Source organism: Roseobacter sp. (assembly GCF_045106495.1).
GTDB lineage: Bacteria > Pseudomonadota > Alphaproteobacteria > Rhodobacterales > Rhodobacteraceae > Roseobacter.
Window position 1 is genome coordinate 24,265 of the sequence record NZ_JBGCEQ010000010.1, and the last position, 15,241, is coordinate 39,505.

General features: G+C 55.0%; 9 protein-coding genes. 2 read left to right on the top strand and 7 right to left on the bottom strand.

Going from position 1 to position 15,241, the window contains the following annotated elements:
• Nucleotides 1-7 precede the first annotated feature (7 nt).
• Entirely contained in the window at nucleotides 8-1,267 is a 1,260-nt protein-coding gene (locus AB8B75_RS07200; RefSeq protein WP_405361016.1) for an ROK family protein, read from the top strand.
• Complete coding sequence (locus tag AB8B75_RS07205; RefSeq protein ID WP_405361017.1) at nucleotides 1,264-2,736, top strand: CRTAC1 family protein; 1,473 nt, start codon at nucleotides 1,264-1,266, stop codon at nucleotides 2,734-2,736. Before AB8B75_RS07200 ends, AB8B75_RS07205 begins: the two co-directional genes overlap by 4 nt.
• On the opposite strand, the gene AB8B75_RS07210 is transcribed toward AB8B75_RS07205, so the two are convergent.
• The 7 genes from AB8B75_RS07210 to glgB form a co-directional block, all read right to left on the bottom strand.
• Nucleotides 2,733-4,040: a cytochrome-c peroxidase gene (locus AB8B75_RS07210; RefSeq protein ID WP_405361019.1), complete on the bottom strand. Its 1,308-nt coding sequence runs from the start codon at nucleotides 4,038-4,040 to the stop codon at nucleotides 2,733-2,735. The genes AB8B75_RS07205 and AB8B75_RS07210 overlap by 4 nt on opposite strands.
• Nucleotides 4,041-4,529: 489 nt before the next feature.
• On the bottom strand, nucleotides 4,530-6,161 hold the full coding sequence (locus tag AB8B75_RS07215) for an alpha-D-glucose phosphate-specific phosphoglucomutase (protein ID WP_405361020.1): 1,632 nt from the start codon (nucleotides 6,159-6,161) through the stop codon (nucleotides 4,530-4,532).
• Between the two features lie 11 nt (nucleotides 6,162-6,172).
• Nucleotides 6,173-8,182: a 4-alpha-glucanotransferase gene (malQ, locus tag AB8B75_RS07220; protein WP_405361021.1), complete on the bottom strand. Its 2,010-nt coding sequence runs from the start codon at nucleotides 8,180-8,182 to the stop codon at nucleotides 6,173-6,175.
• On the bottom strand, nucleotides 8,179-10,272 hold the full coding sequence (glgX, locus tag AB8B75_RS07225; RefSeq protein ID WP_405361023.1) for a glycogen debranching protein GlgX: 2,094 nt from the start codon (nucleotides 10,270-10,272) through the stop codon (nucleotides 8,179-8,181). The genes malQ and glgX overlap by 4 nt, the downstream gene beginning before the upstream one ends.
• 11 nt (nucleotides 10,273-10,283) lie before the next feature.
• Nucleotides 10,284-11,732 (bottom strand): glycogen synthase GlgA, encoded by a 1,449-nt coding sequence (glgA, locus tag AB8B75_RS07230; protein WP_405361024.1) that lies wholly within the window; start codon nucleotides 11,730-11,732, stop codon nucleotides 10,284-10,286.
• 1 nt (nucleotide 11,733) lies between these two features.
• Nucleotides 11,734-12,993: a glucose-1-phosphate adenylyltransferase gene (gene glgC / locus AB8B75_RS07235; RefSeq protein ID WP_405361026.1), complete on the bottom strand. Its 1,260-nt coding sequence runs from the start codon at nucleotides 12,991-12,993 to the stop codon at nucleotides 11,734-11,736.
• A gap of 44 nt (nucleotides 12,994-13,037) precedes the next feature.
• Nucleotides 13,038-15,233, bottom strand: coding sequence for a 1,4-alpha-glucan branching protein GlgB (gene glgB / locus AB8B75_RS07240; RefSeq protein WP_405361027.1), 2,196 nt, complete (start codon nucleotides 15,231-15,233; stop codon nucleotides 13,038-13,040).
• Nucleotides 15,234-15,241: the final 8 nt, after the last annotated feature.

Here is a 15,241-nt window from a genome sequence, read left to right on the forward strand (position 1 = left end):
TAAATAAATGAATATCGAGATTCCTCAACCTGATCACTCCGATTCATCCCTTGGGTGCGGACCGATTCGCCCTGAACCCGACGCATCCGGCGCAAGTCTGCGGCACCGCGTTTTCGAGTCCGTGCGTTCCGCTGGACAGATTTCGCGCATTGATCTGGCCAAGCAGCTGCGAGTCAGTCCTGCATCAATTACGGCGCTCGTGGGTGAGTTGCTGGATCTGGGGTTGCTCCGTGAAAGCCAGGATACCACACGCGCCTCTGCAAGGGGTCGTCCTCCCGTCGCTCTCTCCGTTCAACCTGATGCTGGGTATGTCGTCGGGATCAAGCTTGCCCGCTCACAGCACACAGCCCTTCTCGTCGACGCGGCGGGTCGCCCTTTGGCTCAGGCCAGCCTCCCATGTGCGCACCGTCGGCGGTCGTTGGCACAGATACTCGACGAAACCGGAGAAGTTCTGGACGCGCTTCTGAAGGAAGCAGATCTCGCGCGTGCGGACATCGCCTGCATTGGATTGGGAATGCCGGGCATGATTGATCACGCGACTGGCCAGATGGTTTGGTCGCCGTTGCTGATCGAACGAGACCTCCCTCTACGCACTTTGGCGGAAGATGCGTTTGGCGTTCCAGTGGCCGTCGACAACGACGCCAATCTTGTCACCCTTGCCGAGCTTTGGTTTGGAAAAGGACGTGCTATGGCGGATTTTGCGGTGGTCACAATTGAACAGGGCGTGGGGATGGGTTTGGTGATCAACCACCGGCTCTACCGCGGTGCAGGATCCCTCGGGATGGAACTGGGTCATACCAAGGTACAAATGGATGGCGCGCTTTGCCAATGTGGACAGCGCGGATGTCTGGAAGCATACATCGCGGATTATGCACTGGTACGCGAAGCTTCTACGGCGCTGGATCCTACAGACTATGCCAATTCGGCCCCTGACGTGATGTTGCAACAGCTTTATGAACAGGCAAAAGCAGGCAATGAGGCCGCGCGCGTTATTTTTCGAAGAGCCGGGCGGTTTCTTGCGCTTGGATTGGCCAACGTTGTCAATCTTTTCGATCCTCCGCTAATCATTCTGGCCGGGGAACGCATGCAATATGACTATCTTTATGCCGACGATGTTCTGCGTGAAATGCACAGCCTTTCGCTGAACCGAGACGCCACGCCACAACAGGTTGAGACCCACGCCTGGGGCGATCTGATGTGGGCGCATGGCGCGGCGGCACTGGCGCTTTCCGACATCGCGGATGCAATGGCCGAGCAACAAGGATGAGAGTGCTTGCTTTGTGTCTGATGGCGCGAACCGCCAGCGCTGATGTTGTGTTCGAAAACTTGTCGGCCAATCTGCCGGAACACCAATATACGGGTGGATGGGAGCATTTTGTGGGCGGTGGCGTGGCAGTATTTGATTGCAACGGCGACACTTTACCCGACCTCGTAGCGGCTGGCGGTGACACGCCGGCAGCTCTTTTCATTAATCGCGGCAATATGCAGTTTGCCAGCGGTCCCCTGCCTGTCTTGACTGACACAACCGGAGCGTATCCTTTGGACGTGGATGCAGATGGACACCTTGATCTCATGGTGCTGCGGGTGGGCGAAAATCAATTGTTGCAAGGCGACGGGAACTGTGGCTTCGCACCTGCGAATGACACCTGGGGTTATGAGCCGCAGGATAAATGGTCCACTTCCTTTTCTGCCACATGGCAAGCTGGGCAACTGGTCATGGCTGTTGGCAATTACGTTGACCGGGCCGACCCTGAGGGCCCTTTCGAGGCTTGTGATGACAACGCGCTCTACTACTGGAAGGAAGAGAAATTTGACGGGACGCCCCTCGCTCCGGGGTTCTGCGCCCTATCGATGCTCTTTGCCCGGGATGCCAGCGGTCAAACACGCCTGCGTGTCTCAAACGACCGTCACTACTATGTGCGTGACGGGTCCGAGCAGATGTATGACCTGAAACTAGGGCGATTTCTGACACCCGACGATGGTTGGGAACGGGTCAGGCTTTGGGGCATGGGGATTGCTAGTCGTGACATCACGGGCGATGGGCGCGCCGAGGTCATGCTGACCTCCATGGGCGACCAGCTTATGCAGATCGCAGGCTCCGACGGGCTCTACACCCGCGCGCCCTTTAGCTTGGGCACGTATGCGCAGCGCCCACACCTCGGAGATGAGGGGCGGCCATCTACCGGCTGGCATGCCGAATTTGGCGATTTAAACAATGACGCGCGGCCCGATCTGTTCATCGCGAAAGGAAACGTGGATCAAATGCCCGGGCTTGCGATGGAAGACCCTAATTCCCTTCTGATTCAGCAACCGGATGGCACCTTTGCCGAGCTCTCAGTTGAAGCTGGCGTTGCAACCATGGATCGTTCCCGTGGCGCTTCGCTGGTGGATCTGGATGCCGACGGTCTGTTGGATTTGGTGGTGATGAACCGTCGCGCGCCGATGGAACTCTACCGTAATGCTACCTCCGCTACAGGGCACTGGCTGGTCGTGGACCTGTCCATGACAGGCGACAATTCACATGCTGTGGGTGCTCTGATCGAACTAACAGCCGGTGGCGTCACTCAAACACAGGAAATCACCGTAGGCGGCGGTCATGCAGGTGGTCAGGCCGGACCCTTGCACTTTGGTCTCGGCGAAGCCCTCGTCGCCGACTTGAAAGTGACTTGGCCCGACGGACAGGTTGCGCACTACAAGAACATCTCGGCGGATCAGCGATTGGATCTGACGCCCTAACGATCTATGGCAAGCCCGCTCGGCACCGCTTCCGGTACACCCAACCTGCCTTTGAGCGCAATCGGGTCACTGAGTTGACCCAGAAATTCCACCAAGGCCGCAATATCTTCGCCCCTCAACGACACAGGTTTCACTCTGATAGAGGCTTGCAAAGCGGCTTGCTCGGCAGGATCGTTCAAATGCCGCCAATCATCGGCATCGGGCAGATCCGGCAGAGTTACGGTTGCAGGATCGAACCGATCCAAAGCCTTTGACGGCGCCGCGTGATCCAGAATAAAGCGTGCCAGATCGTCGTGGCTACCCGTGTGCCCATAAGGACTGGTATGAGCCACATTCCGCAACGACGGCGTTCTGAAAGCATAGGCGTCTTCCTCCCGTCCAGTGACCCGCATCCGCCCCAAATCGCGTACGTGGGTTTCGAAGCGCGCGGCTTTGCCCGGCCCGAACTGCGGAACGCCCATGCTGTGAAATGCGTGATCCGTCTGAAACTTGCCCGCATGGCAACTGCTGCATCCGGCTTCACCATAAAACAGGTTCATCCCCTGCACAGCAAGACCGGGCAATTCGGTTGCCCCTCGCAAATAGGCGTCAAAGGGACTTGTGTCAGAACGCCACTCAAAGGCGACAAAAGCCGCAATCGCATCAGAGATATCGGTGAAGGTCAGCGCCTGCGCATCGGGGAAGGCTGCCGCGATCAGCCGTGCATAACCCGGTGTCTCTGACACCCTAGCGCTCAACCTAGCCCACGCTCCATCCGGCCCTGTGATGCGCCCTTGGCGCACTGCCTGCGACACATCGTTCTCGCTGTAGTGACCGGCCATCTCATCGGCGCTGAGCACTGGGAACATCGTCTGTGCGGACAGCAAATTGGCAAACCCCTGGGTCATTTCCGCGCCCATTGGCGTACGCAATCCGCCCGGTTTTTTGGGATCCACTTCGATGCGGCCATCGTTGAACATGCGTGTAAACTCATGGGCGCCAAGATTGAATAGTGCGGGTGCGTTTCGCGGAATGCGCTGTTCTGGGGTATTGTCAACGCTGGCACGCCTTTCTGGGCCCAAGCCGATCCCGCCTTCGCCAAGAGACAGTGCCACACCATCTGCAGTCGCAAATTTTGGGTGATGGCAGGTGGCGCAGGAAATATTGCGGTTTCCAGACAAGATCGGGTCGTAGAACAACATCTGGCCCAACTGGACCTCTGACATGCTCAGTTGCATATAGTCGGCATCGGTAATCGGTGGCGGCACGTCAGCCCAGGCTGAGACACCAATGCAGGTCACAAAAAAGAATCCAAATATGCGCATCACTGGTGTCCGAACCACTTCACTTGTTTCCAGTACGAAGAGAACGCCAGACCGCGCGCCCATTTCGTCTGTTTCGGATGAGCCATAACCTCCAAACCATCTCCCCCCAGGATTACTTAGCATCTCGACAAACTATCTTTGAACATCAATGTCAGTGCCCTAAAAGCAGGGCAAGACCTCCGCTACGTCCTGGTGCATTCTTTCAATCTCGGGTTGCGGGGTTGTCCCGAGCGTCGCACTGTTCATACCAAGAAAACAAATATGGAAATGGGTCAACAAGGCACCGATCGATTTCGCAACCCGAGCCTGGAAACGACACCTACCAATTAGTTGCGGAGCAGTATGCAATAATTTCCCCGAACAATCCCGGCACGAACCCCAATCTGCTCGCAATGCAACAATTTGGCCCAATTCCAGGGTCTTTGAGAAAAATTCATTGCAGGAACGCATTTCGCGCCCTGCGTCAAGCCCGCACGACACAAGCGGTTTTCAAGTTTTTACGTCTGGTTCAATGCGCCCGATCAAAGCCTGCATGTTCGTGATCTCGATGACGGCACTGCGCACCTTTTCAAGCGCAAAATCGACATCAAGCCCGTGATCAGCATCCGTTGGCGCGTAATGTTCCAGATACACGCGCAGCGTTGCCCCTTCGGTACCTGTACCGGACAAGCGCAACACCGCCCTTGCGCTGCCTTCAAAACCAATGCGCAGACCCTGATTGTGACTGACTGACCCGTCCACTGGATCGTGGTAAGTAAACTCATCCGCGGAAGTGACTTCAAGCCCAGCCACCGAGGTGCCCACCAAGTCTTTCAGCTTGCTGCGTAGCGTTTTCACAAGGGCATTGGCCTTTTCGACTGGCACCGCTTCGTAATCGTGACGGGAGTAGTAATTGCGCCCGTAAGTGGCCCAGTGATCCGCCATAACCTCAGCGACGGATTGCTGTCTTTCCGCCAAAATGTTCAACCACAAAAGCACCGCCCAGAGACCATCTTTTTCGCGAACGTGGTCTGAGCCGGTCCCGGCGCTCTCCTCGCCACAAAGCGTCACTTTTCCAGCATCAAGCAGATTACCAAAGAACTTCCACCCCGTAGGCGTCTCAAAACACGCCAACCCAAGACGCTCCGCGACTCTATCGCTGGCTGCGCTGGTCGGCATGGATCGCGCGACACCTACCAACCCGTCCTTGTAGCCCGGCGCAAGATGCGCATTAGCGGCCAAAACGGCGAGACTGTCGGACGGTGTCACGTAAGCGCCCCGCCCCACAATCATGTTCCGGTCGCCATCGCCATCGGAAGCCGCACCAAAATCGGGTGACGCATCAGACATCATTTCATCCATTAGGACATTGGCCCAAACCGGGTTTGGATCAGGATGACCCCCGCCGAAATCCTCACTTGGGACGGCGTTTATGACAGTGCCCTTGGGTGCCCCCAATGCCCCCTCGAGAATAGCGCGCGCATAAGGCCCCGTAACAGCATGCATGGCATCAAAACGCATCGAAAATCCTGATGCAAACAGTGCGCGGATCTTGGCAAAGTTGAAAAGGGTCTCCATCAGCGCCTGATACTCGACAACTGGATCCACAATTTCGATTTGCATATCACCAATGCGCGATGATCCAATAGCAGAAAGATCAACGTCCGTTGTCTCGGCAATTCGATATTCGGTAATGGCCCGTGTCTCGTCAAACATTGCCTGAGTGATACCTTCCGGTGCAGGGCCTCCGTTGCATACGTTGTATTTGATCCCGAAATCTGCATCGATCCCACCGGGATTGTGGCTTGCCGACAGCACAAAGCCGCCATCTGTGTTCCTCTGGCGGATCAAGTTCGATACAGCAGGTGTGGACAGTAACCCAGCCTGTCCCACAATGACACTTGACGCGCCATTGGCCGCGGCCATTTTCAGCATGATCTGAATGGCCTCACGATTGAAGTATCGCCCGTCACCACCAATGACGAAGGTTTTCCCTGACGCACCTCCGATAGCATTTAGCGTCGATTGTACAAAGCATTCCAAATATCCAGGTTCCATGAAAACTCGGGTCTTTTTTCGCAACCCCGACGTCCCGGGTTTCTGGCCTTCAAATGGGCCTTTTGAAATGGATTGAATGATCATGAGATGTCCTTTCAAATGGTCTTTGCCGGAATGCTGCGCCCTGACGATGCCATCGCTTTGGCCGTATGTCGCAATCCGCGATGATGCGCCAAGTCAGGGATCGAAATCGGTGTTTTGCGACGCCAGTTTGGGTGTTCGTCAATGGTACCTGGCAAGTTTTGCGCGTCGCGCACGCCAATCACATCATCCAATTGCACTGCCACTAATGCCGTTGGACCTTCTGCGAGATTACCATGGACTCTGGCGGCTAAATCTTGCGAGCTGAGTGCGTTCAGTTCGGGCACCGAGACGCCCATTAAATTGGCGATTGCACTCTGTCGCCGTGTCTTTTCATCAGCCTGCGCCGCGGTGTCGATCCACCCCAACCGGTGCCACCAATCAATGTCATCCGCCTCCCAGAATCCGGTGATTGTCGGAGTGTCATGTGTCCCGAAACACGCCAAGGTCTGCGGTCGCAAATCTTCAGTTTTGCGAAACTGGTCGTTTTCGGTTTTTTCGTACTGCACGACGGTGTATCCGTAGAAACCTCTGGATGCCATTTTTTCCCGGAAACCATCAGGAACCAACCCAAGGTCTTCTCCAACAATCACAGTGCCCGCAAGATGCGCTTCAAGTGAAATAAGCGCCAAAAGAGACTGGAAAGGCTGGCGTATATACCCGCCTGCCGCGCCGTTTTCTGGAATCCAATAGCTGCGGTTTAGCCCCAAGGCATGGTCTATCCGCAAAACCCCGCAACTGCGCATAGCTTGCCGCAAAATCTGACGCAGCGGCTGGTACTTTTGTGCTGCCAGTTTCCCCGGTGCGTAGGCCGCCAATTGCCAATTCTGACCCGCCGGACTGAGGTGATCCGGCGGAGCGCCGAGCGATACACCTCGCGCCAAACAATCCGCTGCACCCCATGCTTCCGCGCCATCGAGACGCGCACCCACGGCGAGATCCAAGTAAAGACCCAAGCCCATACCGCTGTTTTTACAGCGTTTATGAGCGTCTTCGAGTTGGCATGCAGCCAACCATTGCAACCAAACATGAAACGACGAGTCTGCATCTGACGCGTTCGTGCGCGCTGAATTCGGTGTCTGAAAGCCATGCTCCCATTTGCGCCAATCGGCGCCCATGGTTTCACTCAATGTCTCGAACAGCGCGAAATCGGCCAGAGCCTGTCCGCCAGCCCGAGTAAACTCCGCCAAAGCGGTGCGCGTTTCCGGTGACGCCTGTGTTTGGAATTCCTCAAAAGCCGCACGCAACATAGCTCGCTGCCGCTGACCGAAAGCAAAATAGTCAATAAAGCTGGTGTTTGTTGTTTGCTCCCGATTATGTACTGCACAATGCGGAATGTGGTCCAAACTGATATGATTACTGTTTAGAAATCCGCGGTGCGAAGGTGAATACGGGCTGAAAGTTTCTTCCGCCGCCCATCCTAAGACGTGAACAGGATTTATTCCGACAAATCCCGCGCCCGTCGCACCTAGAACCTCGCCAAGATTTGACAGGTCTTCAAAATTTCCCACCCCGAGATTGTGCTGGGAAGTCAAACCATAAAGCGCAGCCACAACACCCCATGTGCGGTCCGTTCCCGCAACATCTCGTAAAGATGGCGTCTGCAGCGGTGCGGCAATCAGTGTAGCGTGTTGCGTATCGATCCCGGATTGAATGAGCAGATCATGAACCCCGAGTGGCAGAGCGGGCAAACGAATGTCCCCTTCGCTTCGCCCCTCTGCGAAAACGATCCCTTTTTCTTCAAGAACCACCTGCCAAACTACTGATCGATCACAGGCGACGGTTTGGGGCTGGTCAGCTAGAATCACAACGTCTCGGAGCAAAATGCGTTCGGCTTCCTGTGCCTGCAACTCGGCCAATGTTTCCCGCAATTCACCGTCGGTTTCGATGCTCAACCCGGTTGCCCGGATCAGCGCGCGTTGGGTTTCCGGGTCGGTTTGTCGTGTGGCACCACCCAAGTCCGTAAATTCAGGAATAACACCACATATCCCAGCGATCTCTGCAAGAACCTTATCCGAGTTCATCGGCTTTGCTCAGGCAGCAAGGCCAATGCCACCACCGAAGGGCCTTCGACGGAAATCGTAGCCGTGCGTATTGGTGTCCGTTCGAGGGCGTCATTGGACGTGTCCATGCAAACCGACCAGTAGTAGTTTGGCGGCGCGGTCGGTATGCGAACATCGGCGGAAGTTTGAGCACGGTTGAAAATGGCGAAGATCGCATCATCGTCTTCTGCGCTCAAAGGCGCCTCAGCAGACGCGCGCACCATCATGCAAAGGCTGGACAAACCAGGATCACGCCAATTCAGTGGATGACCTTTGAAGTCAACCCATTCCACATCTGGTAAGCCATCGGCCGCCCTTCGCGCTGCATGTAGAAACCGCGATTGTCGCAGAACGCGATGAGATTTGCGCAAGCCAGACAGGGTCGCCACAAATTCCGTCATTTCAGGATCTGCACTTGCCCACTCTAACCAAGAAATCTCGTTGTCCTGGCAATAGGCATTGTTGTTTCCATTTTGCGTGTTGCCGATCTCATCGCCCGCCAACAACATCGGAGTGCCTTGTGACAGAAACAATGTCGCCAGCATGTTGCGCTGCCGACGTTTGCGCATGGATCTAATAGCCGGGTCCGATGATGGGCCCTCGACACCGCAATTGTCGGAATGGTTTGTGTTGTGACCATCTTGGTTGTTTTCACCGTTGGCCTCGTTGTGCCGATGCGCATATTGGGTGATGTCAGCCAGTGTGAACCCGTCATGCGCCGCCAGAAAATTGACAGACGACCATGCACGCCGCCCGCCCCGATCAAATTCACCTGCAGACCCCAGTAAACGTGCGCCCAATTCCTGAGCGCTATGGGCATCGCCTTTCCAGAAGCGACGTACCGTGTCCCGGTAAGCATCGTTCCATTCTCCAAATTTCGGAGGGAATTGACCCAATCTGTAACCACCCGGACCAATGTCCCAGGGTTCCGCTATCATCTTCACTCCTGCCAGCACCGGATCTTGCCGCAGCGCGTCCAGGAAACCGCCGTGCATGTCAAAACCATGATCTTCTCTGGCAAGTGTGGTCGCGAGATCAAATCGAAACCCGTCGATGCCCATGCATTCAACCCAAAACCGAAGCGAATCCATTACCATTCGCAGCACATAGGGGTTTGCGACATTCACGGTATTGCCCGTGCCCGTGTCATTGACGTAGTAGCGCGGCTGGCCGCTGAGCAAACGGTAATAAGAAGCGTTGTCCAACCCGCGAAAACACAGGGTGGGGCCGCGATGGTCGCCTTCCGCAGTATGGTTGTAGACCACGTCAAGAACAACCTCAATGTCCGCCTCATGAAAGCGACGCACCATCTCGCGAAAACCAGCAATACCTTCAAGTCCAAAATAACGCGGCTCAGGCGCAAAAAAGCTGATTGTGTTGTAACCCCAATAGTTTGACAGTTTTTTCTCCAGCAAAAAACCATCGTTCATAAAGCCATGTATAGGCAACAGCTCAATGGCCGTGACACCGATTTTCTGCAGGTGGTCGATGACCGCATTCGAAGCCAGGCCTTCATAGGTGCCACGCACATTTTCGGCAATGCCAGGGTGCATTTGAGTGAGCCCTTTAACATGCGCCTCATAGATCAACGTATCTTCCCAAGAGTGACCCAAACGATCCGTGATCGCTTCAAACATTTGTGGATCAGAGACAACGGACTTGGGAACAAAGCGGCCAGAATCTCGGCTGTCAAAGGACAAATCCTGTGCACTTGAATTTGCGTCATATCCCAGCAGAATCGGATCATTGATCCAACGCCCGCGCCATTCTCGGGTGTAGGGATCCAACAACAGTTTGTTGGCATTGAACCGATGACCGTGCTCGGGGGCATAGGCTCCGTGTGCACGATAGCCATAGAGCGTGCCGACTGGCAGACCCGCAACATAACCGTGCCAGATCTCTCCTGTTCGTTCCGGCAGTGTCAGCCGCGCCATTTCATGCGCGCCATCAGGTGAATAGAGACACAACTCCATCTTGGTTGCGTTTGCGGAAAACACCGCAAAATTCACGCCCTCACCGTCGAAAATAGCACCTAATCGATGTGGTATTCCGGAAGAAATGTCATATCCCATGCGGAACAATCCTAAGCCGAATGCGTGCCGGTCAGGCTGGTATAGATATCTTTATAGGCTTGTGCCGAGACATCCCACCCCACCGGATGCCGCATCGCGCGCCGGATCATGCCGGCCCAGACAGACGGTTGTTCATAGAGATCGCAGGTTCTCAGGATCGCCTGCTCCAATGCATCTATGGTCACCGGCGCAAACTGCACGCCGGTTGCGCATTTGGTCATCAAAGCTGCCTCGTTTGCATCGATGACCGTGTCCGCCAATCCGCCGGTTCGGGCAACAACAGGTAAAGTGCCGTAGCGCAAACCATATAGCTGGGTTAGTCCGCAAGGTTCGAACCTTGACGGGATCAGAATGGCATCACAACCACCCTGCATTAGGTGCGAGAGTGGTTCGTCGTAACCGATAATCACACCAACAGATCCAGGGTGCGCCTGTGCCGCAGCAACGAAACCGTTTTCTAAAGCCTTATCACCGTTGCCCAACACGGCCAGCTTGGCGCCCCGTGCTGCCATAACAGGAAGCGCCTCCAAAACCAGATCGAGTCCCTTTTGCGTCGTCAATCGGCTGATAATGCAAAAAACAGGCCCATCCGTATCGTTTTCCAGGCCAAAACGCCGCAGAACTTCCGCCCGGTTTTGCGCTTTTTGCTTAAGACGACGCGCCGAATAAGGAGCCACCAGCAGATCGTCTTCCTCCGGACTCCAGACATCCAGATCAATCCCATTTAGAATGCCGCATAAATCAGAGGAACGCGCCTGCAAAAGTCCTTCTAGACCCATGCCAAATTCCGGCAACATAAGTTCGCGCGCATAGGTTGGACTGACGGTTGTGATTTTGTCGCAAAATGCAATTCCCGCCTTCAAAAACCCGATCTGTCCAAAGAACTCCATACCCTCAGGGGTATAGGACTCCGACGACAAGCCCAACTCCGTCATCAATGTCGGGTCAAACAAGCCTTGAAACGCAATATTGTGAATGGTGAGCACGGATGGCGGGGTGCGTTCCCCGCGTTGTCGCAAGTAAACTGGCACCAGCCCCGCTTGCCAGTCGTGTGCATGCACGACATCTGGGCGCCACCCCTGCACTCCCTGCACGGCAATCTCGGCTGCAACAAAAGACAGCGCGGAGAAACGCTGTGCGTTGTCAGACCAATCTTCCCCATCAGGCCCAATATATATGTTTCCAGGTCGATCAAACAGATGTGGAGCGTCTAACAAAAGCAATTCAATACCATCAGACTGACACGCGACGACGCGGGCGGCCCCGCCTTGTAATGTCTCACTTTGCCACACCGTTTCGCCCTTTGATGCTAGATCTTTCAGGGCGGGATAAACCGGCAAAAGAACACGCGCCGTAACGTCCAGAGCAGCAAGCGCTTTCGGGACCGCGCCGATCACGTCAGCCAACCCGCCTGTTTTTACAAAAGGCGCGCATTCAGATGCAACAAAGAGAATTTTCACGTCAGCTGTCCAATGCGTCAATCATCTGCTGTGTTATAAGGCAAACACCATTGTCCGAGCGACGGAACCGTTTTGCATCCGCCGCCGGGTCTTCGCCCACAACCAGTCCTTGCGGAATGACGACACCCCTGTCAATCACTACATTTGTTAATCTGGCTTTGCGATTAATCTCGACATAAGGCAGAGCCACAACACCATTCAATTGCGAAAAAGAATGCGTTTTGACTCCAGTAAACAACAAACACCGATCCAATCGTGATCCTGAGATGATGCACCCGCCAGAGACCATTGAGGAAACGGCATGCCCTCGGCGGCCCTCCTCATTGTGGATGAATTTCGCCGGGGCTGTTAGTTCAGAATAGGTCCAAATCGGCCATTCATTGTCATAAAGATCTAATTCAGGTTTGAAATCAGTCAGATCGATGTTTGCCTGCCAGAACGCATCAATGGTGCCCACATCGCGCCAATATGCCTTTTCTTCCAAACCCGAGCGCACACAAGATCTGCTGAACGGATGCGCCACAGCCTTGCCTTCACGCACGACCCGCGGGATGACGTCGCCGCCAAAGTCATGGTTGTAGTCGGGGTCCTCCGCGCATTCATCCAGTAACTTGAACAAGTACTCAGTTGCAAACACGTAGATGCCCATGCTGGCCAAGGCATGGTCAGGATGACCCGGCATGGCGGGTGGATCACTGGGTTTTTCAACGAACTCAAGAATACGGTCTTCTGTATCTACCTTCATCACGCCAAAACCCCGCGCTTCCATCCGAGGCACTTCAATGCATCCAACCGTGACATCTGCGCCGCTCTTGACATGGTGCCGGATCATCTGCGCGTAATCCTGTTTATAGATGTGGTCACCTGCCAGAATGATCATGTATTTCGGGCCATAGCCTTCAATGATGTCTCGGTTTTGGGCAACGGCGTCTGCCGTTCCCTTGTACCAGTTTTCATTTCCCATTTGCTGAGACGCTGGCAGTATATCCAGCGACTCATTGCGTTCGGCACGAAAGAAGCTCCACCCGCGTTGCAAGTGTCGGACCAGCGAATGGGCTTTGTATTGCGTTGCCACACCAATGCGTCGGATGCCGGAATTCACCGCATTAGAAAGAGGAAAGTCGATGATCCTACTTTTGCCACCAAAATACATGGCCGGTTTGGCCCGCCTGTCTGACAGTTCATAAAGCCTGCTCCCGCGGCCACCGGCCAGAACAAACGCCATTGTTTGCTGCGCAAGTCTTTGTGTTTCTCGATCCATTGGTCTTCCTCCCCCCAAAAGGATAAGTTTTTCGAACAGGTGCTTTAACGCTCCAATTCAAAAAACAAAGTTGTCAAAGGCGGAACAGTGACTTTGATCGATTGCGCCCGGCCGGACGCCGCAACCTGTTCACTGTGAACACCTCCCAAGTTTCCCTGACCGTCGCCTCCATAGAACTCGGAGTTCGTATTGAGACGCTCGACCCAATGGCCGTCCTCCGGCACACCAATGCGACGGTTTTCGCGTGCCACAGGCGTAAAATTCGATACCACGAGCATAGGCGGCGCTTTCGCATCACCGCGGCGCACCCAAGCAAAAACGGACTCGTCGGCATTATTCTCTTCGATCCATTCAAATCCGTCGCGCCTGGTATCCAGAGCATATAACGCAGAATGGCTGCAGTAGAGTTTGTTAAGATCGCGGACCAGTGCTTGCATACCCACATGCGGAGGTAAGTCGAGCAAATGCCAATCGAGACTACTGTCATGGTTCCATTCGACACCTTGTGCGAATTCGCAGCCCATGAACAACAGCTTCTTTCCCGGATGCCCCCACATAAAACCATAGTAGGCGCGCAGGTTGGCGAACTTCTCGGCACCCTGGCCCGGCATTTTGTCCAGCAGCGATTTCTTTCCATGTACCACTTCATCGTGGCTTAGCGGCAATATGAAGTTTTCCGAGAAAGCGTAGTGCAGTCCGAAAGTCATTTTGGAATGATGGAATTTCCGGTGCACCGGATCCTCGGCCATGTAGCTGAGTGTGTCATTCATCCAACCCATGTTCCATTTGAACCCGAAACCCAAGCCACCAGCATCTGCCGGCGCGCTCACCCCTGGAAAAGCAGTAGATTCTTCAGCGACGGTCATAATGCCGTCCACTTCGCCATAGGTGGTCGTATTCATGTTTTGCAAAAACGCAATGGCTTCGAGATTTTCGCGACCACCGTCCTTGTTGGGAATCCATTCTCCCGCTTTGCGACTGTAGTCCCGATAGAGCATGGAGGCCACGGCATCGACACGCAACCCATCCAAATGGTGTTCCTGCAGCCAATAAAGTGCGTTTGCGATCAGATAGTTAGAAACCTCCGCACGCCCATAGTTAAACACCATTGTGTTCCAATCAGGGTGGAAGCCTTCCTTTGGATCAGCGTGCTCATACAGGGCCGTACCATCAAATTTAGCCAATCCGTGCGCGTCTTCGGGAAAATGCCCAGGCACCCAGTCCAGGATCACCCCAATTCCGGCGTCGTGAGCGGCCTCTACGAAAGCGCGAAACTCTTCCGGCGTACCGTGCCGGATTGTTGGCGCAAATAGCCCAACCGGTTGATACCCCCATGAGCCGTCAAACGGAAACTCCGATATTGGCATCAGCTCGATGTGGGTAAAGCCCATGTCTTTGACGTAGCTGACCAATTGGGTGGCGTGCTCATGGTAACTCAACGGTCGATTGTTCTCTTCCGGCACGCGCCGCCAAGACCCCAGATGGACCTCATAGATCGAGATAGGTTGATCAAACCGCTGGACCGCTGCGCGTCTGGACAACCAAGCGGTGTCTTTCCAGTCATATCCCGCCAGTTTGCGCACCACGGATCCCGTGCGCGGCGGATGCTCGGCACCAAACCCAACGGGATCGGCTTTTTGCGGCAAAAGTTGCCGGTCTGCGCCCAGAACTTCGAATTTGTAGACTTCCCCCTCGCTGATTGCGGGCACGAAGATCTCCCACACACCTGTTTGCCCACGCCTGCGCAACAAATGCCGCCTACCATCCCAAGCGTTGAAATCCCCAACGACCGAAACGCGTGCAGCATTGGGTGCCCAAACCGCGAAATGCGTGCCTGCGACATCCTCATGCTCCATCACATGTGCACCCAGGACGTGCCACAGCTGGCGGTGTGTTCCTTCGCCCAACAAGTATTCGTCCCACGCTCCCATAACCGGGCCAAACCGGTAAGGATCATCGTGGATCCAATGGTGTGCATCTTGCGTCACACTCAGATGGTAGGCAAAACGTTTCTTGCGTCGACCTGCTGTTCCTTCGAACAGCCCAGTCGTGTCCGACACCGGCGTGAGTGAGGTGATCTTTCGCCCGGTTTTCGCATCCAACACGTCAATGTTCTGCGCGTCGGGCACAAAGGCGCGCACGACTAGCTTTCCGTCTTCTTCGTGCAATCCCAATACGGAAAACGGGTCTCCGTGACAGCCAGCGACGATATCTTGTGCGTCCTGCGGTGCTAGTGCCACGCGAGGTC

Bases quoted from the DNA above. Each gene is read 5' to 3' on its own strand.
- AB8B75_RS07200 (WP_405361016.1), top strand. From the start codon at position 8: ATGAATATCGAGATTCCTCAACCTGATCACTCCGATTCATCCCTTGGG.
- AB8B75_RS07205 (WP_405361017.1), top strand. From the start codon at position 1,264: ATGAGAGTGCTTGCTTTGTGTCTGATGGCGCGAACCGCCAGCGCTGAT.
- AB8B75_RS07210 (WP_405361019.1), bottom strand. From the start codon at position 4,040: ATGCGCATATTTGGATTCTTTTTTGTGACCTGCATTGGTGTCTCAGCC.
- AB8B75_RS07215 (WP_405361020.1), bottom strand. From the start codon at position 6,161: ATGATCATTCAATCCATTTCAAAAGGCCCATTTGAAGGCCAGAAACCC.
- malQ (WP_405361021.1), bottom strand. From the start codon at position 8,182: ATGAACTCGGATAAGGTTCTTGCAGAGATCGCTGGGATATGTGGTGTT.
- glgX (WP_405361023.1), bottom strand. From the start codon at position 10,272: ATGGGATATGACATTTCTTCCGGAATACCACATCGATTAGGTGCTATT.
- glgC (WP_405361026.1), bottom strand. From the start codon at position 12,993: ATGGATCGAGAAACACAAAGACTTGCGCAGCAAACAATGGCGTTTGTT.